The sequence below is a fragment of the Paenibacillus sp. EZ-K15 genome (genome assembly GCF_002573715.1).
Classification (GTDB): Bacteria; Bacillota; Bacilli; order Paenibacillales; family Paenibacillaceae; genus Paenibacillus_AQ.
The window spans coordinates 279,226-306,155 of record NZ_PDHM01000008.1 but is presented as its reverse complement, the minus strand read 5'-3'; the positions used below and the strand labels follow the sequence as shown (position 1 = coordinate 306,155).

General features: G+C 48.5%; 26 protein-coding genes. 9 read left to right on the top strand and 17 right to left on the bottom strand.

The genetic code is table 11. The features are described from left to right. The 8 genes from CRG97_RS05920 to CRG97_RS05880 form a co-directional block, all read right to left on the bottom strand. Positions 1-1,416, bottom strand: a complete 1,416-nt coding sequence (locus CRG97_RS05920) for a radical SAM protein (protein ID WP_098742187.1) — start codon at positions 1,414-1,416, stop codon at positions 1-3. A 17-nt stretch (positions 1,417-1,433) separates the two neighbouring features. Next, positions 1,434-2,222, bottom strand: a complete 789-nt coding sequence (locus CRG97_RS05915; protein WP_098742186.1) for a prolipoprotein diacylglyceryl transferase family protein — start codon at positions 2,220-2,222, stop codon at positions 1,434-1,436. 68 nt (positions 2,223-2,290) lie between these two features. Next, positions 2,291-2,536, bottom strand: coding sequence for a hypothetical protein (locus CRG97_RS05910; protein ID WP_237566311.1), 246 nt, complete (start codon positions 2,534-2,536; stop codon positions 2,291-2,293). 328 nt (positions 2,537-2,864) lie between these two features. Then, a complete protein-coding gene (locus tag CRG97_RS05905) occupies positions 2,865-3,473 on the bottom strand; it encodes a DUF2087 domain-containing protein (protein WP_098742184.1) in 609 nt (202 codons plus the stop codon). Between the two features lie 355 nt (positions 3,474-3,828). Then, complete coding sequence (locus tag CRG97_RS33545; protein ID WP_074961888.1) at positions 3,829-4,017, bottom strand: hypothetical protein; 189 nt, start codon at positions 4,015-4,017, stop codon at positions 3,829-3,831. A gap of 219 nt (positions 4,018-4,236) precedes the next feature. After that, entirely contained in the window at positions 4,237-4,779 is a 543-nt protein-coding gene (locus CRG97_RS05890) for a histidine phosphatase family protein (RefSeq protein WP_098742182.1), read from the bottom strand. A gap of 16 nt (positions 4,780-4,795) precedes the next feature. Continuing rightward, positions 4,796-5,242, bottom strand: coding sequence for an NUDIX hydrolase (locus CRG97_RS05885; protein ID WP_098742181.1), 447 nt, complete (start codon positions 5,240-5,242; stop codon positions 4,796-4,798). 45 nt (positions 5,243-5,287) lie between these two features. Beyond that, a complete protein-coding gene (locus tag CRG97_RS05880) occupies positions 5,288-5,719 on the bottom strand; it encodes an NUDIX hydrolase (protein ID WP_098742180.1) in 432 nt (143 codons plus the stop codon). Positions 5,720-5,946: 227 nt separating this feature from the next. On the opposite strand from CRG97_RS05880, the gene CRG97_RS05875 reads away from it, so the two are divergent. Further along, positions 5,947-7,188 (top strand): MFS transporter, encoded by a 1,242-nt coding sequence (locus CRG97_RS05875; protein ID WP_098742179.1) that lies wholly within the window; start codon positions 5,947-5,949, stop codon positions 7,186-7,188. Positions 7,189-7,267: 79 nt separating this feature from the next. On the opposite strand, the gene CRG97_RS05870 is transcribed toward CRG97_RS05875, so the two are convergent. Next, on the bottom strand, positions 7,268-7,513 hold the full coding sequence (locus CRG97_RS05870; RefSeq protein WP_098742178.1) for a PepSY domain-containing protein: 246 nt from the start codon (positions 7,511-7,513) through the stop codon (positions 7,268-7,270). Between the two features lie 101 nt (positions 7,514-7,614). Continuing rightward, a complete protein-coding gene (locus CRG97_RS05865; RefSeq protein ID WP_098742177.1) occupies positions 7,615-7,959 on the bottom strand; it encodes a winged helix-turn-helix transcriptional regulator in 345 nt (114 codons plus the stop codon). Between the two features lie 167 nt (positions 7,960-8,126). On the opposite strand from CRG97_RS05865, the gene CRG97_RS05860 reads away from it, so the two are divergent. Both CRG97_RS05860 and CRG97_RS05855 read left to right on the top strand, forming a co-directional pair. After that, positions 8,127-8,597 carry a DUF4267 domain-containing protein gene (locus CRG97_RS05860; RefSeq protein ID WP_098742176.1) on the top strand — a complete coding sequence of 157 codons (471 nt, stop codon included), beginning with the start codon at positions 8,127-8,129 and terminating at the stop codon, positions 8,595-8,597. A gap of 161 nt (positions 8,598-8,758) precedes the next feature. Continuing rightward, positions 8,759-9,490 (top strand): class I SAM-dependent DNA methyltransferase, encoded by a 732-nt coding sequence (locus tag CRG97_RS05855; RefSeq protein ID WP_098742175.1) that lies wholly within the window; start codon positions 8,759-8,761, stop codon positions 9,488-9,490. 87 nt (positions 9,491-9,577) lie between these two features. Here CRG97_RS05855 and CRG97_RS05850 read toward each other — a convergent pair whose 3' ends face one another. The 3 genes from CRG97_RS05850 to CRG97_RS05840 all read right to left on the bottom strand — a co-directional run bounded on the left by CRG97_RS05850 (position 9,578) and on the right by CRG97_RS05840 (position 12,852). Next, the gene (locus tag CRG97_RS05850; protein WP_098742174.1) at positions 9,578-11,050 is read right to left on the bottom strand and encodes a DEAD/DEAH box helicase; all 1,473 of its coding nucleotides are present in this window, start codon (positions 11,048-11,050) and stop codon (positions 9,578-9,580) included. A gap of 155 nt (positions 11,051-11,205) precedes the next feature. Beyond that, entirely contained in the window at positions 11,206-12,081 is an 876-nt protein-coding gene (locus CRG97_RS05845; protein ID WP_098742173.1) for a radical SAM/SPASM domain-containing protein, read from the bottom strand. A gap of 198 nt (positions 12,082-12,279) precedes the next feature. Further along, a complete protein-coding gene (locus CRG97_RS05840) occupies positions 12,280-12,852 on the bottom strand; it encodes an RNA polymerase sigma factor (RefSeq protein WP_237566310.1) in 573 nt (190 codons plus the stop codon). Positions 12,853-13,245: 393 nt separating this feature from the next. On the opposite strand from CRG97_RS05840, the gene CRG97_RS05835 reads away from it, so the two are divergent. Beyond that, complete coding sequence (locus tag CRG97_RS05835) at positions 13,246-13,779, top strand: hypothetical protein (RefSeq protein WP_076322740.1); 534 nt, start codon at positions 13,246-13,248, stop codon at positions 13,777-13,779. A 54-nt stretch (positions 13,780-13,833) separates the two neighbouring features. On the opposite strand, the gene CRG97_RS05830 is transcribed toward CRG97_RS05835, so the two are convergent. The 3 genes from CRG97_RS05830 to CRG97_RS05820 all read right to left on the bottom strand — a co-directional run bounded on the left by CRG97_RS05830 (position 13,834) and on the right by CRG97_RS05820 (position 16,350). After that, entirely contained in the window at positions 13,834-15,480 is a 1,647-nt protein-coding gene (locus CRG97_RS05830) for a M56 family metallopeptidase (protein ID WP_098742172.1), read from the bottom strand. Positions 15,481-15,487: 7 nt separating this feature from the next. Continuing rightward, positions 15,488-15,862, bottom strand: coding sequence for a BlaI/MecI/CopY family transcriptional regulator (locus CRG97_RS05825; RefSeq protein WP_098742171.1), 375 nt, complete (start codon positions 15,860-15,862; stop codon positions 15,488-15,490). Positions 15,863-16,122: 260 nt separating this feature from the next. Next, on the bottom strand, positions 16,123-16,350 hold the full coding sequence (locus tag CRG97_RS05820; protein WP_098742170.1) for a glycine zipper domain-containing protein: 228 nt from the start codon (positions 16,348-16,350) through the stop codon (positions 16,123-16,125). A gap of 248 nt (positions 16,351-16,598) precedes the next feature. On the opposite strand from CRG97_RS05820, the gene CRG97_RS05815 reads away from it, so the two are divergent. The 5 genes from CRG97_RS05815 (at position 16,599) to CRG97_RS05795 (ending at position 23,027) form a co-directional block, all read left to right on the top strand. Continuing rightward, the gene (locus CRG97_RS05815) at positions 16,599-17,621 is read left to right on the top strand and encodes an ABC transporter substrate-binding protein (RefSeq protein WP_098742169.1); all 1,023 of its coding nucleotides are present in this window, start codon (positions 16,599-16,601) and stop codon (positions 17,619-17,621) included. Between the two features lie 22 nt (positions 17,622-17,643). After that, the gene (locus CRG97_RS05810; RefSeq protein ID WP_098742168.1) at positions 17,644-18,753 is read left to right on the top strand and encodes an ABC transporter ATP-binding protein; all 1,110 of its coding nucleotides are present in this window, start codon (positions 17,644-17,646) and stop codon (positions 18,751-18,753) included. Then, positions 18,750-20,405: an ABC transporter permease gene (locus tag CRG97_RS05805; protein ID WP_076322735.1), complete on the top strand. Its 1,656-nt coding sequence runs from the start codon at positions 18,750-18,752 to the stop codon at positions 20,403-20,405. Before CRG97_RS05810 ends, CRG97_RS05805 begins: the two co-directional genes overlap by 4 nt. 140 nt (positions 20,406-20,545) lie before the next feature. Then, entirely contained in the window at positions 20,546-22,246 is a 1,701-nt protein-coding gene (locus tag CRG97_RS05800; RefSeq protein WP_098742220.1) for a sensor histidine kinase, read from the top strand. Next, complete coding sequence (locus CRG97_RS05795) at positions 22,239-23,027, top strand: response regulator transcription factor (RefSeq protein ID WP_098742167.1); 789 nt, start codon at positions 22,239-22,241, stop codon at positions 23,025-23,027. The genes CRG97_RS05800 and CRG97_RS05795 overlap by 8 nt, the downstream gene beginning before the upstream one ends. 200 nt (positions 23,028-23,227) lie before the next feature. On the opposite strand, the gene CRG97_RS05790 is transcribed toward CRG97_RS05795, so the two are convergent. Further along, a complete protein-coding gene (locus CRG97_RS05790) occupies positions 23,228-26,884 on the bottom strand; it encodes a sugar-binding protein (protein ID WP_161952919.1) in 3,657 nt (1,218 codons plus the stop codon). Positions 26,885-26,930: the final 46 nt, after the last annotated feature.

Below are 26,930 nucleotides of genomic sequence, written 5' to 3'. Positions count from 1 at the left end.
TTACCGGTTCCAAGCCGTGACGACCTCTTCCTTCAGCTCCTTCAGCAGCTCTTCCTTGTCATCCCGGTAGAACATGTTATAGGTGTCGAACGGGATCATCCGTCCGTCGGGGTGCATGATGTGGACGCAGGATTTCTTAACAGAGCGGACGTCGAAGTTATGGGCGTCCAGGAACTGCATGATAATGACCCGGAAGACGTTGTCATAGGTTATCTGCTCCGGCACGGCGGCTAGCGGCAGACAGCAGAGCAGGCTCTTCAGGGAAAGCGCCGAGGATTGCGGCGAGTGTCCCGTCGACAGCAGCTCAAACATTTTGCCGCGGATCACGGGATCCTGCTCAAACACAATCGTGTTGCTGTCGCCCTCGAGTAGGATTTCCGGGTCGATCATTCGTGTCAACGGCAGCACTTCCCCGCCCAGCTTCAAGGCGTAACCCATGGCCAGGCAATCCGGGTGGCACGGCACCGGCAGAATGTCCGCATCCGTAAATACCTCGGACTGGTCGATGATCATCCGCCGCACTTCGCTCACGGTCAGCCGGTCGGTTGCCGGATCATACCCCTCCAGCCGGCCCGCAGCCTGAATCGGCTGAATGGTGACGCCGCGCACCGCTTTTTGCTGAAGTCCATACTGAATGATATCTCCGATCTCGCCGTCATTGAGGCCTTTCTTCAGCGTGACGACCAGCGTCGTGGATATGTTGAATTCATTCAGATGGTCGATGGCTTGCTGGCGGATGCGTCGCAGATCGGCCCCTCTCAACTCCTTCAGCACATGCGCCTCAAAGCTGTCGAATTGCAGGTAAATTTCGAATCCAGGCATGTATTCGGCCAGCCTCCGCGCAAAATCCCGGTCCTGGGCAATGCGGATGCCGTTCGTGTTCACCATTATATGCTTGATGGGACGGCTTTTGCACATGTCCAAGATGTCAAAGAAATCCGGATGCGTCGTCGGCTCGCCGCCGCTGATCTGCACGATGTCAGGCTCCCCCTCGTTCTCCACGATCCGGTCGAGCATGAATTCGATCTGCGCAAGCGACCTGTAGGAAGTACGATGCGGCGACGATTCCGCGAAGCAGATCGGGCACTGCAAATTGCAGTGGTCCGTGATCTCCAGCAGCGTGAGGCAGCTATGCTGCTCATGGTCCGGGCAGAGTCCACAATCATAAGGACAACCGTACCGGATCGGCGTATTCCAGACAAGCGGCATTTCGGAAGGCTTGATAAACTTTCGCGTCTGATGGTAATAATCGGCCTCCGTTGCGATCAGCACTTTCTCCGGACCGTGTACGAGGCATCTTTTGAGCATATAGATCATGCCGTTCTCCTCGATGATCTTGGCTTCCACTTTGCGGTAACAGGTCGTGCATATGCTATTCGTCAGTTCATGATACAGATAAGGGCGGTTTTTTGGCATAATCAAGACTCCTTTGGTCAGCTTGGAAAATGGGAACCCGGTATCGATCGGCGAAGCCGATTTCTGCCGCCGATCAGCCACGCATAATAGATGAGGCCTGCGATGCAGGCTAATTGGATATTGTTCAGTCCCAGGTAAGGATGCGGCGTCGGTTTGATCCAGTCGATCACCAGGCGGAAGAGCAAATACCCGGCCATGAACCATTGAAACATCCGCCCGGACACGTAGCCCTCGCGAGTGGATCTGCCGCGGCTTTGGCGGTACAGCGGAATCAGCAGTAAGGCCAGTACGATGAGAAACAGGATCTCATACAGCTGAGTCGGATGGCGATAAACCCCGTCGCCGAAGTCCACGCCTGTGAACCAGGTCGTCGGCGTACCATAGGTATGGTCATCGAGGCCAGTCAGAAAGCAGCCAATTCGTCCGAGTCCCAGGCCCAGCATCAGCGGGTATACAAAATCATCGCCCGTAGAATGCTTCCATCCTACCCAGCGCTTTGTCAGCTCCACGCCGATCAATCCGCCTAGAAGACCGCCGACAATCGTCTTGCCACCCCATAGCAGATGGAATTGGCGCAGCTGTTCCCAGGTGGCAGCCGGATCCTCCAACCAGAATAGCAGCTTGGAACCAATGGCCGCGCCGGCGATGATGCCAGCCAGAATCTGCAGGCTCATCAGCTTTGTCATGCCGCTCGGCCTGCGGGTCCATAAATACACGCGGAAGCCGATAAAGTAGGCCAGCGATTCAAACAGCACGTGTGGATGAATCCGCCAGGAACCCAGGTACACATAAACAGGAAACTCCATCTGTCCACTCCTTGATATCAAAACTTGAATTGGAAATGCGATTTAGCCGGAAATAGGAAAACGTTATTTTAATAAGAAAACAAGATTGCCCCGCAAATCGTCAGCAGCAGCAGCGCAAGACCACCCAAGATTGCCAGTATGGAGACGATCACGGTCACCCATACGTTCCTAGGCTGTCTCGGCGCGCCGGGACCGGTATTCATTTCACCGCAGCGGTAGCGGCAGCGACCTGTTTCCGGATTATGACATTCATCGCATACCGGCTTCCCGCAGCGCGTACACTGAGCGACGGCCGACCTTTCAGGATGATTCATGCAACGGTAGACTTCCATCCAATCACCTCACTTGGCATTCAATCCCTATATTCCCATTGTAAACGTTGCCGCAGAATTAGACTACCACTTACATTACGACACTTATCCAGTGATTATGAGTAACATTAGGCACGCACACCCAGCTGCGAAGATGCGTCAGGCGCGTTAACAATAAAAAAAGGCAAGCCATCTTCCTAATGAAAGCCAGCGTTTGCCTATCACTTTTGATCGGTTCGTTTCTATCCCCTTTTGATGCAGCTTACTACCCTAACTCCTCAACGTCCGTTGCTTCGAACGTGAGTACTATGGGATAGCGGCAATTCCTCTTTCATGAGGATAGATCCTCCCACCGCGCCCACATCTCTTGCGGATTGAGCTCATACACCCCGTTGTCCCTGAACATGAAATGATGCATGATGAACTCCCGGCGAAGAGTTGCAAAGTCCTCATGGTAACCCAGAATAAACTCGTTGATTTCCTTCTCGGTATACTTACGTCCCTTCTCAAGCCGGGATACCATATGCGTAAGCACGATGAGTTTCTTCTTCAGCTGGGCAGGGATGCTCTTCAACTTCCCGTCGGATGTGAAAAAATGGTTCAGAACAGCGTCCCTCGTCCGCTGATCTTCTTCCTCCAAGCGCTCGGGGACACCATCGGGCCTTACTCTTTGGTAGATTAGATTTTCCGTAGCAGTTGCACTATTTTTGATGAAATAATGGTTTAACGAGAAATAGATCGTGTTCTTATCCCTACGCTCTTTGATCAGGCTCGCCTCCCGCAGCTTCGCTGCATGGTGCGTGATCGTTGCCGGCGTGACGCCGATCTTCTCGGCCAGTACCTGTCCGTTCAATTCACCTTCGGCTAGCAGGATCAGCATTTTGATTCGCGTCGGATCCGCAAGCGCCTTATGATAACTAACCACCTTATTCAATTGCATGGATATGTTCACTCCCTACACAATTTGACGAACATCTAATTTACATTTTGTTAAATCAGATATTATCCCATCCGAAATTCAAAGTAAACCTCAATAGTACTTTAAATTCAGCAAGTAGGTGGCGGAGGCCAAGTCGGAGGAAAGTCCCCATACCATTTTCCGAATCCATTATAGGGATGTCAGCGTGAATTACGACGAATATGACAGCCTGGACCATAAAAGGCGGCAAGTAACGCCTGTACTTCATTCACAGGACATGAAATAGCCCGCTCCATTGTTGTAAAGGAGCGGGCTGCTGCATGACTATCGTTTCTCAAGTTTCGTATTCACATCCAGTTAACCTACGAACCGCATCTTACACGACAGCTGCGTCGACTCTGGACTGATCGGCATTCTGGCATCTCTTGCATACCTTCAGCGCCGTGCCGTCCGACTTATTGGCGACGTAGAGAAGCTTGATGCGAGAAGTGCTGCATACCGGGCATGTGCCGCGGCCACGTGATGGCATACTCCATAGTGCGCGGCCCCGTTTTGTTTTGGCCATGTTTCATATCCCCTTTATTTCATAATCTCTTTAATGTTGTTGCGAACCCCTGCACACAGCTTGTACAAGATTCGATTTCTCTTTGTTATACGAATCGTAGGAAATACAGCCTGGATATCTGTGCAACTCCATTATAGGGGACGGCCTGCCGTCAAATATAGGGAATAAACGCTTATGAACTCTTTTTTACATACGGTACATCACATCGTGCCCAGTGCTTCATGAGGTCCATTTCCGCTGTATCACGGGTACATTCGAATGGAAACTGAGCTGATACACGTCGGGATTGGTTAACACCTCCCACTCGTCGAAGCCGATCCGGTTATCGTAATACTTCAGCAGAAGCGAGATCAGGTTGCCATGCGACACGATGACAGCATTCTGGCTAGAGTTCTGCAGGACCTCCTCCACCACAAGAACGGCGCGATGCATGGCTGTACGACTTGATTCCCCGCCTTCATAACACAAATCCAAATCATCATAAGTTTGGCGAAGCATCTCCCGCCAAGTAGGCTCATTGCGACCCGATAGAACCCTCTCCGTTAATCTCTCATCCATCACAACTTCCACACCAATGAGATTCGCCAAGGGTTTTATCGTATCGCAGGCTCTACGGTAAGGACTCGAAACAATATGATCAACCCCTTTATCAGATAAAGACTCCGCAAGTTCAAGCGCTTGCTGAATACCCTGCACGGTTAACGGAGCGTCGGCGGCTTGTCCCTCAGCCTTGCAGTGTCGCACAATAAATACGTTTTTCATGAAATCAGCACCTCCTTTATAACCCAATATTACTCTTGAGCCCTTGATAGCTTCCTGACTCCGGAAATCCGTGCTGAACGATCGTCATAAACTTCTCGGAGAACCCGTGACTTGCTAAATCTGCGATTGGGACCAGGACCACATCACCTATGGGATTTAAATCGAACTCGTTCGACGGAAGTCGGATCTCACCCTCCAAGCGTTCCAGCAAAAAAGTAATATGTAACAGTGAGGGCGATGAATCCGGCTTATCGCATAGATATAGGAGTTTCTTCACTTTTGTGGTCAGTCCAGTTTCCTCTTCCATTTCCCGAACGATGGCTTCTTCCAGGGTTTCCCCTTGCTCTACCCTTCCTCCGGGAAGCGACCAGCCACGTTCTGATGAAACGCTCTGTTTGACGAGCAAAATACGTTCGTTTTCAATCAAGATTCCGGTCACTCTGACCTGCAACAGGTTGCTCATTACCACACCGCCAATTCGTTGGATTCTTCTTTCCATGAAAAATACTTAGGTCAGCTTGCAACGGACATTCTCCGCTCTTTGCACACTCTCCTTCGTCCACGGCGGTGCCTTCGGGTGATTCATGATCTCGGACAGCGTCATCCACTGCACTGACTCGACCTCGTCCGGGCTCTTGCTGTAAGGCGTCCCCTTATCATACTCGCACAAGAATACCATGTTGATGACAGGACGGTTATCGTTCGTTACAAAAGAAGAGCTGTAGACATACGTGACGTTCTCCTTCACCTCGACGCCAACTTCTTCGTAAAGCTCCCGCTTCACCGTGCGCTCCAGAATATCCAGCGTGTGCCCCTCCCTGTCGACTTTGCCTCCCGCTAACGAGAGTGTTCCGCCCGCATGCTCTTCCTTCATGCTGCGCGTAATCATCAGCCACTTCCCGTTCTTGCAGACGGCCCCTTCCACGTTGACGATAAACATGACACCCCTCCTCTAACAGGCTATTTTCTTACTTTACACGATACGGACCGTTGTTGATAAGGTGGAACGACGCTGCCTAAATGAATCAGCTCTATTTACACGGGTATTCCATAATTGTTCTCGGCATGTAACAAGACAACTTTTGTTATTTCTAACCTATTGACTCTCACCTTACAGGAGACCGCAAAATAGGTTCCAGCATTGATTCAGTAAGGAGGAATATCACCATGCCAAGCTCTATCCGTTTGCTCCACAACGGCTTCGTCCGAGCGATCCTGATTTCCAATGTATGCTCTCAACTCGGAATATGGATCCGAAATTTTGCGGTTCTGCTGTATGTCATGGAAATGACAGGCGGGAATGCTTTTGCCATTTCCATGATTTCCGTCGCGGAATATGGACCGATCTTTCTGTTTTCGTTCATTGGGGGTGTGTTCGCCGACCGTTGGCGTCCCAAAGCAACCATCGTATGGTGCGAGATACTCAGTGCCTGCTCCGTCCTCATCGTGTTTCTGATGCTGGAATCCGGCTCGTGGGGCGCTGTATTCTTCGCGACCTTATGCTCTTCCATCCTGTCGCAGTTCGCCCAGCCCTCCGGCATGAAGCTGTTCAAAATCCATGTACGGGACGAGGATGCTTCAATTGGCATGTCGCTGCTGCAAACGCTGTTCTCTCTCTTCATGATCATCGGTCCGATTCTGGGCACATGGGTATTTCAGCAATGGGGCATGTCGGCTGCTCTCGTGCTAACGAGCGGATTGTTCATGTTATCTGCGCTAGCCATGCTGTTTGTGCCTAAAGACCAAGAGGCGTCTATAAACACGACAACAGCAGTTCCCTCCGTTCTTCATGATATGGCGGATGGCATTCGTTATGTTTTATTCAAAAGAGACCTGCTGCGGCTAAGCCTATGCTTCATGGTTGTGGGACTTGGGGTGGGATTGATCTCCCCGCTCAGCGTATTTCTGGTAACCGAACGCTTAGGCTTGTCCGCTCAGGACTTGCAGTGGATTACCATCCCTTACGGTGTAGGCGAAATCCTGGGTGGAATCATAACGTTTATGCTCGCATCCCGAATCGCTCCCGGACGGTTACTGATGATGGGACTGATCGTGAACGGCGCAGGCATTCTCCTGCTGGGTCTGTCGACGGTCCTCTGGCTGACCATGCTCTCGCAATTCCTGATTGCGCTGCTGCAACCGGCTATTTTTATCGGGAACTATACCTTGGTCATGCAGCAAACGGAACAAGCCTACATCGGTCGAGTCACCGGAGTCCGTACGCCGCTCATGACCGGAGCCATGCTGATCACAATGGGATGCTCGGGTCTATTAAAGCAGACCATGTCACTAACCTACGTATACGTTTTAGCTGGCGCATGTTTTCTCGCCGGATTCTTGATGATTCTTCCACTTCTTCGTCATGGGAATCACATGATGTCAGGACGTGGTGAAGCAACCGAAACCTAACATCCCCCACAGATAAAAAACCGAGCGAAACGAAGGCTTCTCCAGACTCGGTTATTTGCTTTTTCCAGCCTAATACACCTTAATCCGCGTCGTCTTCTTCCTCAACCTTTAAGATTCTTCCCGATTTTGCAAGAATTTCGACTTCAAACAATCTGTTGTCGGACGTCAGAATAAATATTTCATAGACCAACACGCCATGCTCCAGATCCATATCGACATGAACAATTTGGCCCGGAACACGGGCAAGTGCAATTTCTTGAGCTTGCTGCATAGAGATTCTCTGCCTGGTCATCGGCCCAGGTACATGATAGTAATTTCCGTACATTCGGAAGTAACCCCCTCAATAAAAATGTCCGCTCATGTACCTTATGAGAGGGGCTACTCCTTGGTGCCTATTGACGCCGTTTAACATTCACATTTTTCGTATCATAAAGGACGTTCTACCGCTATTCGATTATGAATCGTTCCCCAATTACACATCGCATCGAGCACAGGCAGCAGCGTGATTCCATATTCGCTCAGAGCATACTCCACCTTTGGCGGAACCGAAGGATGGATGGTCCGAACAACAAGCCCGTCACTTTCCAATTCCCGCAGATGCTGGGTCAGCATCTTCTGCGTAACCTCGGGTATGTCCTTCTCCAAATCACTAAAGCGCTTGGTGGATTCCATTAGATGCCATAAGATCAAGGGCTTCCACTTCCCCCCTATGACATGCATGACCGTTTCAATGGGGCATTGACTAATGTCAGCTTTAGCAGATGTTCTCATATTAGCCCTCCTCTATGGCTTACTTTAAAGTAAGCTCCTTACTCGAAAGTGGGTTCTTATCACGATTCTATGTTGCATGTTAGTCTAAAGTCAATTCAACCGGAGCATGACAGGTAACGTTATTCAGCAGCCTAGATGCTTTCGAAAAATTTAAGGAGGATTATTGTATGAATCCATATGGTTCCAGCACATCATGGCAATCCAAGGATTGGGGGCCGCGCGCTTACTCTTACTGGCTGGTCGCCTCACTCTCGCTGTTTCTGCTGTACCTCGGTGTGAACACGTTTATTCAGCCGGAGGCCGCCATTCAAGGCTTTGGTTTAACTCTTTTTCATTCTTCAGATGCAGCCATCATCTACATCAAGGCCAATCGAGATTTATACATCGGGCTGGTGATCGCCGCCTTATTGCTCTTTCGTCTGCGTAAAGCATCCCTTATCCTACTCATTCTCAGCATAGAAATGCCTATTGTAGATGCCATATTAGTTCTGCGTAGTGACGGAGCCGCTCCAGCCAGCGCGTGGATTCATATCGGCACCGTTATTTATATATTAATCGTGGCCTGGGTATTATTCCGGGAGGAACGATCCGTTATAATGAATCATAAGAGTAAACATCCCCAGTATTTTCCAAAATAACGGATCGAGGTGAGTTGTGTGACAGGAAAGACCCTTGTTCATCATGGGTACCTCGCGGGACCGCCCCGGATTTTGCAGACGGTTGTTTTAGGTGGATTAGCACGGCTAGCTGATCTTCTGAAATACTCGAGTATAAGGATGATTCCAAGCAGGAGGTGCCTATGAGCTATCACGGATCTGATTTTTATGACAACGACACGAACTTTGAGAAGTACATGGAGCGGCGGCAAGGGCAGGAGAATGCCAACGATACACTAGAGAAGCCGGTCATCTGGCAGCTGCTTGAGGATATCTCGGATCGGCATGTATTGGACCTAGGGTGCGGCGATGCAGGCTTTGGTATGGAATTGCTCAACAAAGGTTGTGCTGCGTATGTAGGGATTGAAGGCTCTCGTAATATGGTGAAAGCCGCCTCAAGCAACCTGGCTGATTACAACAATGGAACCGTTGTGCACATGAGGATCGAGGAATTTACATATCCCCGCGATTCTTATGATTTAGTGCTCTCCAGGCTCGCCATTCATTATCTGCAGGATATCGAGCGTGTCTTTCAATGCATTCATCAGTGCTTGAAGCCAAGCGGCAGGTTTGTCTTCTCCGTCGAGCATCCCGTCATTACCTCTACGCTACAGCCGTCCGGCACAAGAACGAACTGGGTCGTGGACCATTACTTCAGCGAAGGCTACCGGGAACAGCAATGGCTCGGAGGCACCGTTCAGAAGTACCATCGAACCGTCGAGGATTACTTCAGGGCGATGCAGGAAGCAGGCTTTATCGTGGAGCAGCTTAGGGAATCCAGACCCGTGCGAGAACATTTCTTGAACGAGGAAACCTATGAGCGCAGGCGCAGAATTCCACTGTTCCTGTTTCTAGCGGGGAGAAAGAGCACGTAACTCTCATTCCATTTCGAAAAAAAGCACCCTTTCTTCCACTTCACAAGTGGGAGAGGGTGCTTTCTGAGTCACTATCGTTATTTCTGCTTACGAGGATCTACCGGTCTTGCTTCCCTTATTGAATCCCTCGGACTTGCGCTTACGTGCTTGGCCATCCTTGGGTTTCTCGGCAGCTTCCGATTTGAACTTACGTGCCATCTCTGAATACGGATTACTGACGGCTTCCGCTTTCGGCTTACGTGACGAATTCGCGTTCGAATGGCGAGCCGCATCTGTTTTCGGTTTACGAGCCGTGTCGGTCTTTGGCTTGCGGGTGGTATCGGCCTTCGGTTTAGCAGGTCTAACTGCTGCTGATTTGGCTTTGCCGGACTTGCCCGAGCCCGATTTCGGCGATCGGTCTACCTTGGCTGCTCTTAATGATCCCGACATCGGGAAAGCATGGTCCTTCACTTCGGGTATGGACTTTCCGATTAACTTCTCAATATCGCGGAGAAAAGGCACCTCGTCCACTTCGCAGAACGATATCGCCGTTCCGCTCAGTCCCGCACGCCCCGTCCGGCCAATCCGGTGAACGTACGTTTCCGGAATGTTCGGAAGATTAAAGTTAATGACATGCGACAGCTCGTCGATATCGATGCCTCGGGCGGCAATATCTGTAGCCACCAGAACCCGGGTCTCCCCGCTTTTGAAATTTTTGAGTGCAGTCTGGCGGCTGACCTGCGATTTATTCCCGTGAATGGCTTGAGCCGAGATGTTCACCTTCGTCAGGTCGCGCACAACCCGGTCAGCGCCGCGCTTTGTACGGGTAAAGACCAAGGCCGACACGATGGATGGGTCCTTCATCAGCTCATTCAATTGCTTCTGTTTGTTTCCTGTTTCCAGCAGGTACACCGATTGCTTGATTCGTTCGGCTGTAGAGGAAACCGGCGTGATTTCCACTTTTACAGGGTTTTGCAATAATGTTTTGACAAGTTGGGTGATCTCCGCAGGCATGGTAGCTGAGAAGAACAGCGTTTGTCTTTTGCTCGGCATTTTGGCGATAATTCGTTTTACGTCATGAATAAAGCCCATATCGAGCATCCGGTCAGCCTCATCCAGCACCAGGATCTCCACATGCTGCAGATCGACACGCTTCTGATTCATAAGATCCAGGAGTCTGCCTGGGGTAGCAATGAGGATGTCCGCTCCTTGCTGTAGCGCCCGCTCCTGCGTTTTTTGCGAAACGCCGCCAACAATGGCCGTCGAACGCAGCTTCGTGAACTGACTGTAGGCTTTCACGTTATCTGAAATTTGCAGGGCAAGTTCCCGGGTCGGTGACAACACCAACGCGCGAATACGGCGCGACATGCCCGGTTTAGGGGGTTGTTCGTTCAACAACTGGATCATTGGTACCGAAAAAGCGGCGGTCTTCCCTGTTCCGGTCTGCGCGCAGCCCAGCAAATCTCTGCCGGCCAACACAGCCGGGATCGCCTGAGCCTGAATAGGCGTTGGCGTCTTGTAATTCTCCTTCGCTAAAGCTTTGAGAATCACGGGGGATATATTTAAATCTTGAAATGTCATGGGGTCTCCTTTAAGGTGAATACCTATATTGTCTCATCACGTAACATAGGGCATCTCATGATCGAGTTTCCACAAGCCGTTCCTTTACGTCATAACACATAACGATACCATACATCGGTATAAAAAAAGAAGCGGAATTTTTCTCCGCCTCTTGTTTAAGCCCCAAACCGCTGCCGATACCCGCATTTTCTGCATAGCTCCTCAACGGCTTCCCGGCGCGAAAATCCCTCCACGAGATTGTTTGCCCGCTCCCCGTCAACGATGTCCGAGAAGGACTTCTGATGGATATTGCCCAAATTGATGACCCCTTCCCCATCCAGACAGCACGGCACGACCGTCCCGTCTACGAGAATGGCCGCCTGGCTGCGAAGCGCATGGCAGAAGCCTTTGCCTTCATCCTCCGGCGCTGTCAGACTTGGCCACTGGAACTCATAATCCTGGTTCAGATAGACACGGTCGGCGACCTTCACGCCACCGCCGGGTTCAACCTTTTCCTCGATTCGGTAATCCAGATTAAATTCCTGCTCCAAAATTTCGAGTGTCTGGCGGTTGCGGCTTTTCTCCAGGTTCGTTTGGTTGTCCTGCGTCAGATTCCACAATCGGAACGAGAAGATGACTTTATGCTCCTCCGCGGCACGAACAAAGGATAGGATTTCCCGTAAATATCCCTCGCGATTTGTTGAACCTTCGTGACCGTCGAAGCTGTGGAGCGAGAAGTTCATCTGTCTTAAGGCTGGCTTGCCCAGCAGCTTATGCCGGTTCTTCGCGATCAACGTACCGTTGGTCGTAATGTTGACCTTGAACCCTTTTTCATGGCTAATATCCAGCAGCTCATCGATCTTCGGATGGAGCAGCGGCTCCCCCTTCACATGCAGATAAATGTAACTCGTATGCGGCTTGATCTCGTCCAATCTTCTCGCAAAGTCTTCGACCTTAATGAAGTTGGCCTTACGCTCTGTCGGCGGGCAGAACGTGCAGGCTAGATTACAAATACTCGTAATCTCTATGTAAACTTTCTTAAACGTCTTCAAGATGTTATCCCCAATCCCGATGTCTATGATGGCATGGCGATTTGCTAGCTAAGTCGCTTGCCAATCCTTCATATCGTACCATAGGCGGGCCCTTTACAGCTACAATTACAGATGCTATCTGATGCCATTGTATTAAGCGAAACGAGGGAGATCACCTTCTTTGCTCTAATTAACGTTCATCGTTTATGTTTAAATTCATCACTCATCTGCATCAACCCATCTTTTTGAAAAGTAGAGGTGCAATTTTTTTCTTGCTCTGACCATCGTTTGAGCTAAAGCTTGTTCCGTTGTTTCTAGCTCCTGTGCAATTTCTTTATATGGTTTTTCTTCGATGTAATATAGAAACAAAGCTTGACGATACTCGGGGCTTAGCTCATTTAGAGCTTCAAGTAGTATCTCTTTCCGAATCTGATCTTCCACTTGCTCGGCTACCGTAGGGCGTAAAAAAGGGGCCTTCATATCAATAACGACTTGAGGATCTCTAAGATGATGATATTTTTTATTTTTTTTTAACAAATCATAGGCATAATTCCTAGCTATTTTAATCATCCAGGCTTTCAAATGCTTAGTGTCTTGCAGTTGAGGGGCTTTAACCACCACTTTATAGAACGTCTCCTGTACAACATCTTCTGCCAGTTCATGACTTCGTGTCAGAAAATAAATGTCCCGATAGACCAAATTCCGATAAGCTTCATAGGCTAATTTTTGGGTGTCGTGGTCTAAATCATAGAAATTAGTGCGTAAGAAATATAACCATTGTTCTTGCTCCACGTGTACCCTCCTCCGTTTTATTTTATTCATTAGCTGCTTGACGAAATTTTAAATCAAGCAGTTTACCATTACAGTAAAATATTAGCATATATTTACATGTTTTTCCTTATATATGATCGTCGAAAAAATTATATTTTTAAAAAAAGCGTCATATGTTGCTAGGATAAATCGTTTTAGTAGTAGATTAGCTCTATTGGATACATACATCGTTCAAGCTACCTTACTTATCTCAAGCAAGGTAACGAACAAGAAGCTTTGAACCTACTAGATACTTGCCATAGAAAAGAGGGGTAGCTCATATAGAGGAGGCGGAGGTGAGTTCTTTTATATGGTTGTTTGAATAGCTAATCTAGTAATTAAAAAAATATTAAATTTAAGGAGGATCATTCTCTAATGAAAAAACTTTTTTCACTTGTCCTTACAATGGTTCTGATGTTGTCACTTTCGGTATCCGCTTTTGCAACCTCAGAAGGAGAAGAAGCAATCTTTCCTTCTGGAACATCCATTACGGTCAGACCCATGACTCCGGAAGAGATCGTCCTGTTTGAGCAAAGAGCGAATGGAAACCAGGACGTAGGTCTCTTTGACGTTGGTATCTTGTCTGATAGCTGGAGTGGAAATGTGAGTGTCCCTATTAATACGGATGGAACCCAAGGAGCAAATGTGGGCCATGCATTTATTCCCTCTCCGGACAGATATGTTTCGATAGCTGTAGGGAATTTGCCAGGCACTATGCCATCCGTTAATTTAAGCATAAAAAGTCAAACCAATAGCAGTGTCAGTTGGTGGCAACCAAATATAGCTGGAAATTCGATTGTTACCATTGACACAGGCAGCTATAGTAACCATACGTTCCAAATTAAAACAAGCACGAACGAGGCTAATTCAAGAAGTGCAGCTTTTTCATGGTCGACCCATTCTGAATAACCCCAAAAAAAGCACTGCCCTAAAGGCAGTGCTTTTTTCAAAAATGGCGGTTTCTTATTTATCAAAATCATACTCAGCGAGTTCTTCTGGCGTCAATGTTGCTCTTAATTCCTCTTCAGTTTCCTTCATTGAAGCTCTTTCTTCAGGTGTCATGGATCTGACCGTAATGGAAGTGCCCGGGGGAATCTCATTTGGATGAGAATATTCATGATCATACTCAGCAAGCTCCTCGGGCTTCAACGTGGCTCTTAATTCCTCTTCAAGCTCCTCCATTGAAGCTCTTTCTTGAGGTGTCATGGATCTGACCGTCATAGAAGTTCCCGGTGGGATTTCATTTGGGTGGGACTTCCTATAACCATCGTCTACAGGTAGAGCTGGTTCTACATTTGCTTGAGATTCAGCACCACTTTTTTCATTTGCACCTATGTTTTTAGGTGCAGCCACGGTTTCATTGCCTTGGGAATCAGTGATTGTTTTATTTTCTGCTACAACTGCAGGACGAGCTTCTTCTGGCTGAGTTTCAACATTATTTCCTTCATTCTCAACTACAGCTACAGGACGAGCTTCTTCTGGATAAGTTACAACATCGTTTGCTTCATTTTCAACGACGGCCTCAGAAGGTACCGCTTCAGGAGCCGCTTCTGTTGGTTGAGCTTCAGCATGACTCTCCTTATTCCCAATGACTTTGGGCGTATTGCTAGAAGCCCATGCCGCTGCTGTTGTGCTAATTACAGCAACCAAAAACACCGCTGTTATCGTGAGATACAGTGTTTTCTTTTTTTGTTTCTTTACATTAAGCATCATCATTAATCTCCTTTTCAATTGTTTCCCGTCACCGGATAAGGAGGCACAAAATTGCACGGGTAAGTTCCTTGATCCTACCATAACGTTTAAGATCGTCTCCCCATAGCGTTTTCGCTCGGCATAAGACATCTCTTTTACGACTTCTTCATCACAAGACAGCTCGCTCCATGTGTGAATGTCCTTGCGCAGAATGTGCACCAAGGGGTTAAACCAATGTAAGGCGCTGGCTCCGAGCGTGAACGCTTTGACCCATAAATCTTTCCGTTTCAGATGGATCAACTCATGACGGATCACCATGTCCATGTTAACTGTATTCTCTATAGGGAGATAAATAGTTGGTTTCCATAGGCCGACAAGAACAGGACTCCGAATGATGGAGCTGTAGGCAAGCCGGACGTTGCTTTTCAGACCAAGGGCTTCCTTGATGAAAGGAAGCTGTTTAGCTGCTTCGCTGCTAATCGGAACGGTGGTACGCGTATGTTCTAGTTTCTTTAAAAATCTGCGATAACAATACATCTGCCATGCAGCAAAAGCTATAGCGCCGATTGCCCATAAGATAATAAGGGGAAGGGCTACGTTTGCTGAAATGGTCTGTGTTGGGACGAGCTGCTCCGAATGAATCCCTGAATATGGACCGGACACCGCATGTTGCACAGTAGAAGGTAACTCGTTCACGGAGGGGATGGTTGCTGTTCCATTGAATACAAAAAACGGTGAAATCCACTGCATACCAAGGACTACGGGTAAAAGATAAAAGCCTACTGCCATTTTGCTAATCCCATAGCGCCACTTTGTAGGAAAGGCATTGATGGGTATGATCCGCAGTACAAGAATGCAGGCTACGACGGCACTTCCAGCAACGGTAAGGGTAAACAGCAATTCAAGAATAGTATTCATAAGCCCCCTACTTTTGCGAAAACCATTGCTTCAGCTCTGCAATATCTTCATCTGAAAGCTTTTCGCCGTCATACAAAGCTGAAATTAGATTTTTAACCGAGCCTTGATATAATCCGTCCAAGACGTGCTGTGTTTCCATGAGCTTATAATCTTCAGGCGAAATGCGAGGCATATATTTATTTGTCCGTCCATGCCTCGTAACCGTAAGCGCCCCTTTGTCCACTAAGCGTGATAGGAAGGTGGAAATGGTTTGCGCTTTCCATTCTCTTCCTCTCTGGGCAAACAGACTTAGCAGTTCGGTGGATGTGACAGGCGGTGTACACTCCCAAATCACCTCCATTAGCTCCATTTCAGTATCCGATAATTTTTGAACTTGATTCACGGTGAACACCTCTTTACGTCGTTATGCGTCCATAACGAACTTAATCACTACACGGTGTAGTGATTATAAACTACTACATCATGTAGTGATATGTCAAGCGAAGATGAGTTTAAATTTACTACTGCATAGAACTTATACGAAAAATCAAAGAACCGCGCGGGAGCGCGGTTCTTTTAAACATGCAGCTACAAATAATCGAAGGCACGGGAATCCCCGGGTCCCCTTATTTTTACTCGCACAGATGGTTGTGCTAACGCAGCTTATTTTGAATCGTTGTCGTCATTCTCTGCAGCATCGCCAGCTTTGTTACCCAATGCTGCGCCTGCGATACCACCTGCAATCGTGCCGATTGGACCCAATATGGAACCTACAGCAGCACCTACGACACCACCACCTGCAGTCCCTAAGGCTTCTCCAGCGTCAATATCCATTTTGGCGTTGTCGCGGTCAGAATCAACCTTTTGATTACGATCATTTTTATTAGCCATCCATCTCACTCCCTCGACATTGTGATAGGAACAGCTCCATCTTGCCAGACGTTGTTCCAAACCATATCTTGCCCTAACGGATCTGAAAGAATTCTTTAAAAGTATACCTGCCCAGATCTCTTTCCACTCCAAAATAGGTTGCGTATTTTAGACGATGTTTGCGGATTATGGGATTATGTAAACGGTACCAACCTTGCTACAATGAACATGCAATTACGAAATGAACTTTTGTTCAAGGGGGATTATACATGAAAAAGCTATCGATTTTACTGTTAACCTGCGTGTTGATTATGGGTGCGCTTAGCGGTTGCGCAAGCGGCGAGTCCGATTCGGGATCGTCCAATAAACTCGTCATCTACAGTCCGAATAGCGAGGAGATCATCAAGACCATTATTCCGATGTTCGAGAAGCAGACCGGGATTACGGTTGAGCTTGTAACGGCTGGTACCGGCGAAATTATTAAGCGCTTACAGTCCGAGAAGCAGAACCCTTACGCTGACGTGATGTTCGGTGGTTCTATGGCCGGTTTCCGCGAAAATGAAGCTTTATACGAACCTTACGTATCACCTGAAGACAAGAACCTGATTGAAGGTCACCGTAATACGTCGGGCTTTGCTACTCCTTATATCTCGGATGGCAGCGTGCTGCTCGTAAACAAAAACCTGATCGGCGATATCAAAATCGAAGGCTATGCGGATTTGCTGAATCCGCAGCTCAAAGGGAAGATTGCTTCCGCTGACCCGGCAAGCTCAAGCTCCGCTTTCGCCCAGCTAACCAATATGCTGAAAGCCATGGGCGGCGATTATGAGAATGAGCAAGGATGGAACTACGTTGGTCAACTGATCGAGAACCTGGACGGCAAAATTGCAAGCGGTTCCGGTGCCGTTCACAAAAGCGTGGCGGACGGTGAATATGTAGTCGGCCTTACCTATGAAGACCCTTCCAGCACCTATGTAAAGAACGGCGCTCCGGTAGAAATCGTATATCCAAAAGAAGGCGCCGTTTTCCTGGATGCCGGATCCGCCATTATCAAAGATGCACCGCATATGGACAACGCCAAGAAATTCATCGACTTCATTCTGTCACAAGAAGCGCAGGATGCGTTCGGTACGCAATTAACGAACCGTCCACTTCGCCTAGATACGAAGCTTGGCGACCACATGAAGCCCTATGAAGAGATCCACATGATTGATGAAGACACGGACTATGTAAGTGAGCATAAATCCGAGATCGTTGAGCGTTATGTCGATTTGTTCACTAGCGTTAAATAAACTATAGAATCAGGTGACAACCATGAGCGTAACCATAACCATTAAAGACTTAATCAAAAAATACGACGACACAACCGTCATTCCCGAGCTCTCCCTGGAGATTAAAAAGGGTGAATTCTTCACCCTTCTCGGGCCTTCCGGGTGCGGCAAGACGACACTGCTGCGCATGATCGCCGGCTTCAACAGCATTGAAGGCGGAACCATTCATTTTAACGAGCGTGTCATTAACCAGGTGGAACCGGGCAAGCGGAATATCGGGATGGTCTTTCAGAGCTATGCGATCTTCCCTCACTTAAACGTTAGAGGAAACATCGCGTTCGGACTGGAGAATCGGAAATTATCCAAGGCAGAGATTAACGCCAAGGTGGATAACATCTTAAAGGTCGTTCAGATCGAGCCCTATAAAGATCGCATGCCGAAGAACCTGTCCGGCGGCCAGCAGCAGCGCGTTGCGCTTGCCAGAGCCATCGTCATCCGCCCGGATGTCCTGCTGATGGATGAACCTCTATCCAACCTGGATGCCAAGCTTCGGGTCGACATGCGTAACGCGATTAAAGACATTCAGAGAGAAGTCGGGATTACCACCGTCTACGTCACGCACGATCAAGAGGAAGCCATGGCGGTATCCGACCGCATCGCGGTCATGAAATCCGGCGTGATTCAACATCTCGGAACGCCACAGGAGATTTACCAGCGTCCTGCGAACGTATTCGTTGCAACCTTTATCGGTCGAACCAACATTCTCGAGGGTACTTTAACAAAATTGGCAGACAGCTATGTCCTGCACTTCGGCTCCGGCTATATGGAAGAGCTGTCTAACATCGAGGTTCCGAAATCCGATGCCAAGGCAGATACGCTAAACGTTCAGATCTCGGTTCGGCCGGAAGAGTTCATTCTGACCGAGGACCAAACCGGCATGAAAGCGACGATCGTACACAGCGTATTTCTGGGGCAGAACACCCATTATTTTGTAGACTTGGCGTCCGGTCAACGCGTGGAGATCACACAAGAATCGAAAACGTCATATATCCTCGAGCCTGGTCAAGTTATCTATCTCAAGGCCAAAAAAGAGAAGATTAATGTCTATGATGCGGCAGGGGAACTGAACTATACAAGGGGCGCTCGGCTATGAGAGAGACGCGCAAACGATTTGATGTCTGGACCAACATTTCGTTACTGATCTTTGTGTTCTACATTCTGTTTCTGGCCCTGCCTTTATTTACGATGCTGTTTAAGAGTGTGTACAACGGTACGACTGGCGATTTTTCCCTCGCCTATTTCACGAAGTTTTTCAGTAAGCCCTACTATTTAAACGCTCTGTTCAACAGCGTTAAAGTCACCGTCAGCGTAACCTTGCTAGCCGCCATTATCGCAACGCCGCTGGCCTACATCATGGCAACGGTGAAGATTAAAGGCAGTTCGGCCATTCGGGTCATGATCCTGATCTCCTCGATGTCGGCTCCTTTCATTGGAGCTTACTCCTGGATCCTGCTGCTGGGCAGAAGCGGTGTCATTACGAAATTCGTTAGCAACACATTCGGCATTACGATGCCGGATATATACGGATTTACGGGGATCTTAGTCGTCTTGACCTTGCAGATGGTCCCTCTTATCTTCATGTATGTATCAGGCGCACTGAAGAATATGGACCAGTCGCTAATGGAAGCAGCCGAAAGCATGGGTTATTCAGGCTTTGGCAAAATGCGCAAAGTGCTCCTCCCGCTCATTACGCCAACCTTGCTGGCGGGCGGCCTGCTCGTCTTCATGCGTGCGCTTGCCGATTTTGGTACGCCGATGCTGATCGGTGAGGGATACAAGACCGTTCCCGTGCTGATCTTTAACGAGTTCATCAGTGAGGTCGGCGGCGATGACGGTTTCGCGGCGGCGATCAGCGTCATTGTCGTTCTGTTCGCCACAACGATATTCCTGCTGCAAAAATTCGTAGCCAATCGTAAATCCTTTACGATGAGCGCATTGCATCCGATTGAAGCCAAGAAGAAGAAGGGCATCGGCAATATCGCGGCTCATGCCGTTATCTATCTGTATACGTTAATCGCACTGCTGCCGCAGCTCTATGTCATTTATACTTCGTTCCTGAAATCCAACGGCAGAATCTTCGTCGAAGGGTTCTCGCTCCAAAGCTATCGGGATGCCTTCAGTAATATTGGCGGCGTCATTCTGAACACGTTCTTCCTGGCGATCGTGTCGCTGGTCGTCATTATCCTGTTAGCGATACTGATTGCTTACGTAACCGTTCGAAGAAAGAATGCGCTAACGAATACGCTGGATATCTTCACGATGTTCCCGTATATCGTTCCCGGCTCCATTCTGGGGATCGCTCTATTAATCACTTTCAATAATAAGCCGCTGGCCTTGAGCGGAACAGCCGTCATCATGATCATCTCGTTTGTTATCCGGCGCCTGCCCTATACGATTCGATCCAGCGCGGCCATTCTGCATCAGATTAACGATGGGATTGAGGAAGCAGCCATCAGTCTGGGGGCTTCCCAGATGAAGACGTTCTTCAAGATTACGCTTCCGATGATGGTGGCAGGCGTAGTCTCCGGCGCGATCCTGAGCTGGATTACCATCATTACCGAATTAAGCACTTCGATCATTCTTTATACAGGCAAGACCAAGACCGTAACGGTTGCCATATACACCGAGGTCATCCGCGGTAACTACGGCGTGGCGGCAGCTCTATCCACGATTCTTACCGTCATTACGGTAGTGTCGCTGCTCGTCTTCCTGAAGCTCTCCGGACAAAAAGAAGTTTCCATGTAAATGTGATGAATTCATAACGTAGACTACATCCAAGTCGGCACCTGCAGCATGAGGGGGCGGCTTGGATGTATTTGGATGATCTGCGGATACTGCCAGTCAGTATAATAGATTTGAAGGCCTTATCGCAGATGGAGGGCAGCATGAAACCTACACATTATCGCAACTTCAAGGAATCGACCCGGCATTTATTTCGCATCTATACGATGATCCCGTTCTCCATCTTAATCGTATTGTTTTTGGCGTTCACGATTATTAATGGCAGAATGAACCTAACCCAAAAAACGACCGAAGCCGCCCAGTCTATCAGTCAGTCCATATCCGGTGTGTATCAACAGTACTATGAGGAGATTAATCGGATGGCCGTCTCTCCTACCGTGATCAATTACGTAAGCTCGCATCTGGGCAGCGAACAAGTGTATTCCGCCTTTTATGATTTCAACAACCAGCAGAAGGTCAAGAGCATTTTTCATATCGTCAATACGGATGGGGTCTTCCTGGCAAGCTCCGCTCCAGCAGATGCGCTGTATTCCAATTTCGCCTTCGGCAATCTCATTCATAGGATCGATCAGCGGCCCGGCGACACGCTAACCGAAATGAACAGCTTTCGTTATTCGCATGATCGCGATACGAGTTATACGTTTGGCAAAGCCATCGTTAAGGACAAGCGGACGATAGGTTATATCATCTACCAGCTGTACGAATCCGACATTCAGAAGATGATTTTCGAACAAAATAATGAGATCGCCATGATCACCGATGAACATAACACCATTATTGCCACGACCAGCAATGTGACCAAAGGCGTTCTCAACAAATTCAGCCCCAAGCTCGATAACAAGGGACATGTTCTGCTAAACGAAGGCAAGTACTACATGTATGCCAAGCGGATCCCTGATACACCGATTCAAGTCATTACGCTGAACTCCTATAAATCGGAGCAATACACCTACTATACGGTCTCTTTCTTTGTTCTTGCTGCCAGCCTGCTGCTGTGGGTGTTGATCCAGTTCCTGGCGAACAAAATGTCGACGCGCAATTCCGAATCGATCGATAAATTAATTCATGCCTTGGCACAGCTGCGCGAAGGAAACTTCAATGGCTATGTCGACATTCAGACGAATGACGAGTTTCAAATTCTGGGCGATGAGTACAATGTGATGCTGGATCGGTTGAAAGAGTTGATCGAGAAAAATAAAGAGCTGTCCGAGCTCAGCACGATTATTGAGGTGAAGCAGCTGCAATCGCAATTCCACCCGCATTTTATATTCAATGTACTTGAAACCCTGCGTTATGCGATTAAAATTGACGCGAATCAAGCGCAGGATATCGTGCTGATCCTATCCAGGCTGCTTCGTTACAGCATCGGACCTGATCGCAGCGTCCAACTGAAGAATGACATGAGTTATGTACGGGATTACCTGAAGCTGCAGCAAATTCGGTTCAATGATCGGCTGGAATATCGGATTATCGTAGCGGAGGAAACACTGGATGTATACGTCCCCAAGCTTCTGCTGCAGCCAATTATCGAAAACGCTATCAAATATGGCTATCAGGATCAGAGCCATGTGCTTATCGAGATCCATATCTACACTTCCACAGACAAGCTGATTCTGGAAGTCCGCGATAACGGGCAAGGCATGAGTAAAGAGAGACTGCAGGAAGTGAATCAGATCCTGCAAAGCCAGACAAACACGACGCAGCATATCGGGCTGTACAACGTTCACCGACGTTTAGTGCTTCTATATGGCGAAGGATCCGGTATTCACATTGACAGCGCACAAGGAAGAGGCACCTGCGTGGCACTTACGATTCCTTACGAATGGAGTGGATATCATGTTTAAAGTTCTGCTGGTCGAAGATGAGGATATGATTCGCAGGGGGATACGCTTCAGCATCGATTGGCTTCAATACGATTGCATCGTCATTGAAGAAGGGCTGAATGGACAGGATGGCTATGAGAAGATCTGCGAGCTAAAGCCGGATATCGTCATAACCGACATCACCATGCCGATCATGGATGGCATTTCGATGATTCGGGAAGGATTGCAGCAGCATACCTTCAGCAGCATTATTATTTCCGGATATAATGAATTCCACCTTGCGCAGCAGGCACTCCAGTTAGGCGTGACCGAATTTCTAGTGAAGCCCTTAGAGGATGAGCAGCTGGTAGCGGCACTGGAATCGGCCAAAGCCAAGGTGGATTTAATCCGCAAATATGAAGTGATCTCCAATCATCCGCAGGAAAAGGAAGAGATTCTAAACAGCAAATTTCTGGAGAAAGAAACCAAAACCTCGAAATACGTGGCCAAAATGATCGCCTATGTACAGGAGAACTATGCCAAAAAGATCAGCATTCATGACCTCGTGGAGGAGATCGGTTTAAGCGCCTATTACCTGAACCAGAAATTCAAGGCTGAGACCAGCTATACCTTCAACGAGTTTCTCAATCGCTACCGCATTCAGAAATCGATCGATTTACTGAAGTCAGGAGATAACAAAGTCTACACCATCGCGCAGGATATCGGATTTAGTGATTACAAGTATTTTATAAGTATCTTCAAAAAATACGCCCACGTCACGCCGAGTCAGTATCAGGAGTATTTCGAGGAGAAGAATGGATAGCATGAGAATAACCTGTGTCGATTGGTTCCCCGAGATTATCTAGTTAGCTATTAGAAAAACCCTGATCTTATCAGAATATCCTGATGCATAGTCTGGATGAACAATAATCACGCAATCTCATTAACGATTGCGTGATTATTGATCTAATGGGGTATTGTAGCAGAGGATGCTTCAGCTCTACTTCTGGCTCCGCGCGATCTTCAATCAGCGAGACTTTTCGGTTTTGGTTTTGGTTTCGGGTTTGGCTTTTGCTTTGATTCGATTACAATCGATACGGTTGCAATATTCGAAACTTGACTTCCATCGCGCACGCGGAATGTAAAATGGTCTTCGCCTGCTGCATCAGCAGCTGCCGCATATTCGAAGCGCCCCGCCGCCGCATCAATCAACTTCACAACCCCTTTTTTGCTCCGATCCACAATTTCGAATTGCAGTTTGGCGCCCTCTGGATACTCAGCCTGCAGGTTGCCTTTCTTTCGTTTGCCTGCCGTCACCATGAATGAAGCGTCTGCTGCAATTGGAGGCGTCTGCTGCTTGTCAAAGATCCACTGCATAGAGCGAAACAGGCTTGGGCGCTTTTCATTCCCGATCCCGGATGCCCATTCCACCCAGCCGCGCCGGCCGTTGCCGTCATTGTCATTAACCAGCAACGAGAAGCTGATAACCTCGCCCCGATCAGGCTTGATTGGCGTAAGCTCCGACCATGGCAGCGCAAGCCTGTAAGTGGTCAGCTTCTGTTCTTCATCCCGGATCACTTCGGCCTTCGCCCGCTGCACGGCCTCCGCTATTTTCCCTTCCAGGTTGCTCCAGCGGTATACCTGCGCGCCATCCGGCGTATCCGCAATGCCGAATTCATAAAACCCTTGGCTCTCGCCAGGAATGCCCGGCGCGATTGCAAATTGAATACTATCATTATTCCAAATATTGGCCTGCCCTTCAGGAGCGGCATGAACGTCGTCCTCGACTTCGGCCAGCAAATAAAGATTGTCCTTATCGTGCTGCAGTGAGATATGGCCGGTTAAATCGATACTTCCGCTATGACCGGATAACAGAACCTTTTTCCCATTAGACAAATCAATCGTGGGAGGGACTTCGGCTTGGCCTGATTCAGTCTCTGTGTCAACCGCCGTCCCATTGCCTTGCAGGATAGGATTAAAGCTGATATTTCCTGCAAACTCGAACGGTAAACCCGACCCGAACTCGACTTTGACAGCAGTCTGCAAATCCGTTCCCATCGGGGCAGCCTCAAGCGGAATAATGAAACGGCGCTTTTCCCCCGGCTTTACCTGCTCATTCCATTGCTGCTGACCGGACTGATCGCCTGCCGACCACACGGCTCCGTTGACGGATAGATTTTTTGTTTTGCTGAAATTCTCAATTTCCAGGTCTAAGGATCGGTCCAAACTGCCGTCTTCCTCCAACGTCAATGTCGGCCTGACTTTTACTTCATTTGCTTCTAAAACGGTAATAGAGTGGCGCAATCTGCCAATTGTTTGTTCCCCGTCCTTGATAGAAACAACTACTGAACGGAAAGAAGCGTCTCTCGCCGGCAAAAGGGTAATGCGCTCCTGAGACTTACTGCCATGAGAAGCTGCAATTGGCTGACTGACGCCTTCTGCTTCCAAGTCAACTTTGAACTCACCTACTGAGTCCTGGTTAAACAATTGAACGGTGAAACCTGCTTCATCTCCAATAAAGGTCTCTTCTCCAGTAATCGAGAAGGTATGATCCTCGACGATTCCACTCAAATTTCCTTTTATATATAAAATTTCTCCATTCAGCGTTAAATAGATTTTTCCGTTATGCGGCACAAATTGCTCGGAATGTCCGGTTATATCCGTAATCAGCAGCGGCTCGTTCGTTAAGACGGCAACATTCGTATCCTCAACTGCCCACACCGCTCTGAGCGCTTTGCCGTCCTGGTCAAACAAATAGCTTTTGATATCGCCTCCGTAGGTCTCCTCCTCCACAAATGCAGCATTCGTCAGTTCTCTTGCCATCGCGGCATACGCCACGTAAGCCGGCTTAGGTGTATGTGCGCCAAGTGGATCGTCTTTAAAGCGGATCAGCCCGAAGTTATGCTCGTTATAATCGGCTTGCAGACCGTCATTCATCAAGTTGTACCACACGATGCGTTCAACCCCTTGAGATAAGGCGATGACATAAGCCCGTGCCAGAAAATCGGCCTGCGTTTTCTCGTCTACGCCAATAGCAGCCTGGTGGGTCGGCCAGCCAAACTCGGAAATCCAGATCGGCTTCAGCTCTCCCCCGTTATATTCACGAATAAGCAACTTCAATTGCTCCAGCTCAGCCGCCATTCCCTCTGGCGCGCGATCCTTCACCACAGCGCGTCCATAGCGGTAAGGGTGGACAGCAATATTGTCGAGGTAGTCTATACCTCCAAGCTTTAATACTTCCTCTATCCACTCCAGATCAATACCGGCCGTAACCATGCCGCTGACTGTAAAATCAGGATGGTTTGCTTTCACGGTCTCATAGGTCTTTTTCAGCAGCTCGTAATAATACTCCGGCTTGGAGTCAGCAGGACTGTTGCCTCTTTTGCCGAAGCCGCCGTTAAATTCGTTGTACACCTGCACGCCAACCAAATGATCCTTGTATTGATTAATATAAGCGTTTACATAATTGGCAAACCCCTCACGTCCTGCATCGGTATAAGGCGTCGCATTATTATCGTAGAACGGATTATTGTATCCGCTTACAAACATACTCTTCAAACCTTCCGCTTGCACATGGGACATAAACCGTTCCGGCTGCGGAGTAAAAGTATACTGCCCCGGCGACTTTTCGATCGACCATTCATAGCCTCCGCGCGCAGTCCTTGCTCCTGCATATTTGATTAACCGGGCCAGCTCGCCGCTCCAGCCAAACGACTCTCGATGCAAATGCGCAGCAATACCGAAGGGCGAGTCGCCAACAGCGTCCCAATCATAGTCAGAAAGAAGGGCAAACGTCGTCTTCAATCTTACCGGCCCTTCACTCCCTGACAATGCAGACAAATCAAGCGAATAATATCCCAGCTCCAGGTCAGGTAAATTAATTTGCCCGCCTCCGTTCGGAGTCAGTACGATGCCTTCACGAACCAGCTGGCCGTTCAAATCGTAAACCTGCCATGCCACTTCCGGAAATCTGGTGGCTACGGTAAAAGTTACAGGTCCATTATCCAAATAAATATTGCCCAGCACGGACTGCTTGATTTTCAAATCCGGTAGGTTAAGCTTGGCTGTCATCTTATCAACCAGCATGCTCGCCGTCAGCTTCCCGTCCTTAATATCATTGCGGTCTATCATGATCGCTATTTTTTTTGCGGGGGCATTCCATTTGCCGTTAGCTGCGCCGCCCCAATACTGGCCGGAAGTTACTGAGTTGACAACTACCTGCTGCCAGTCTGCCGTATCTTGCAAATTAATCTTTTGCTGAAAGGTCTGACCTGTTGCATCGGTCGTACGGATGCGCACCGCCGTGAGCTCCGATGTTCTCACCCAAAACGCATATTGCTCTAATTCCAGTCCTTCAAACTCTTTGCGCATCGCTGTATAGGCAGCCTTATCCTTGCTGCTCTGCCTAAAATCAGCATTCAGCTTCCCCGCATGCTGGCCTGTGTACGCATCCTCAAGCTCAATAACCTCAAAGCTTCCTTGTATATTCGGCTGCTCGCCAAATGTATAATCCCACTGGTCATCGGCCATTTCAAAATCACTGATTGTATAAACAAAATCAGTCACGGCAGGGGGTTCTACAGCTCCATCGGCTTTAGCCGCAGAGCCCTCTCCCAGCATAAATAAATTCATCAATAAGGCAAGCACTACTACAGATGATACAGTTTTATAGGAAAACATAGTTATCCTCCTGTTCATTTATTGGACTCCCGCTCCTGAACTGTCA

What these genes read in the sequence shown, in the direction of transcription:
- CRG97_RS05880 (WP_098742180.1), bottom strand. Translation starts at nt 5,719, where the DNA reads ATGTTTATCGTCAACGTGGAAGGGGCCGTCTGCAAGAACGGGAAGTGG.
- CRG97_RS33545 (WP_074961888.1), bottom strand. Translation starts at nt 4,017, where the DNA reads ATGGCCAAAACAAAACGGGGCCGCGCACTATGGAGTATGCCATCACGT.
- CRG97_RS05820 (WP_098742170.1), bottom strand. Translation starts at nt 16,350, where the DNA reads ATGGCTAATAAAAATGATCGTAATCAAAAGGTTGATTCTGACCGCGAC.
- CRG97_RS05810 (WP_098742168.1), top strand. Translation starts at nt 17,644, where the DNA reads ATGAGCGTAACCATAACCATTAAAGACTTAATCAAAAAATACGACGAC.
- CRG97_RS05890 (WP_098742182.1), bottom strand. Translation starts at nt 4,779, where the DNA reads ATGAAAAACGTATTTATTGTGCGACACTGCAAGGCTGAGGGACAAGCC.
- CRG97_RS05870 (WP_098742178.1), bottom strand. Translation starts at nt 7,513, where the DNA reads ATGTACGGAAATTACTATCATGTACCTGGGCCGATGACCAGGCAGAGA.
- CRG97_RS05815 (WP_098742169.1), top strand. Translation starts at nt 16,599, where the DNA reads ATGAAAAAGCTATCGATTTTACTGTTAACCTGCGTGTTGATTATGGGT.
- CRG97_RS05885 (WP_098742181.1), bottom strand. Translation starts at nt 5,242, where the DNA reads ATGAGCAACCTGTTGCAGGTCAGAGTGACCGGAATCTTGATTGAAAAC.
- CRG97_RS05850 (WP_098742174.1), bottom strand. Translation starts at nt 11,050, where the DNA reads ATGACATTTCAAGATTTAAATATATCCCCCGTGATTCTCAAAGCTTTA.
- CRG97_RS05860 (WP_098742176.1), top strand. Translation starts at nt 8,127, where the DNA reads ATGAATCCATATGGTTCCAGCACATCATGGCAATCCAAGGATTGGGGG.
- CRG97_RS05800 (WP_098742220.1), top strand. Translation starts at nt 20,546, where the DNA reads ATGAAACCTACACATTATCGCAACTTCAAGGAATCGACCCGGCATTTA.
- CRG97_RS05790 (WP_161952919.1), bottom strand. Translation starts at nt 26,884, where the DNA reads ATGTTTTCCTATAAAACTGTATCATCTGTAGTAGTGCTTGCCTTATTG.
- CRG97_RS05855 (WP_098742175.1), top strand. Translation starts at nt 8,759, where the DNA reads ATGAGCTATCACGGATCTGATTTTTATGACAACGACACGAACTTTGAG.
- CRG97_RS05865 (WP_098742177.1), bottom strand. Translation starts at nt 7,959, where the DNA reads ATGAGAACATCTGCTAAAGCTGACATTAGTCAATGCCCCATTGAAACG.
- CRG97_RS05830 (WP_098742172.1), bottom strand. Translation starts at nt 15,480, where the DNA reads ATGAATACTATTCTTGAATTGCTGTTTACCCTTACCGTTGCTGGAAGT.
- CRG97_RS05805 (WP_076322735.1), top strand. Translation starts at nt 18,750, where the DNA reads ATGAGAGAGACGCGCAAACGATTTGATGTCTGGACCAACATTTCGTTA.
- CRG97_RS05875 (WP_098742179.1), top strand. Translation starts at nt 5,947, where the DNA reads ATGCCAAGCTCTATCCGTTTGCTCCACAACGGCTTCGTCCGAGCGATC.
- CRG97_RS05915 (WP_098742186.1), bottom strand. Translation starts at nt 2,222, where the DNA reads ATGGAGTTTCCTGTTTATGTGTACCTGGGTTCCTGGCGGATTCATCCA.
- CRG97_RS05905 (WP_098742184.1), bottom strand. Translation starts at nt 3,473, where the DNA reads ATGCAATTGAATAAGGTGGTTAGTTATCATAAGGCGCTTGCGGATCCG.
- CRG97_RS05835 (WP_076322740.1), top strand. Translation starts at nt 13,246, where the DNA reads ATGAAAAAACTTTTTTCACTTGTCCTTACAATGGTTCTGATGTTGTCA.
- CRG97_RS05795 (WP_098742167.1), top strand. Translation starts at nt 22,239, where the DNA reads ATGTTTAAAGTTCTGCTGGTCGAAGATGAGGATATGATTCGCAGGGGG.
- CRG97_RS05920 (WP_098742187.1), bottom strand. Translation starts at nt 1,416, where the DNA reads ATGCCAAAAAACCGCCCTTATCTGTATCATGAACTGACGAATAGCATA.
- CRG97_RS05910 (WP_237566311.1), bottom strand. Translation starts at nt 2,536, where the DNA reads ATGAATCATCCTGAAAGGTCGGCCGTCGCTCAGTGTACGCGCTGCGGG.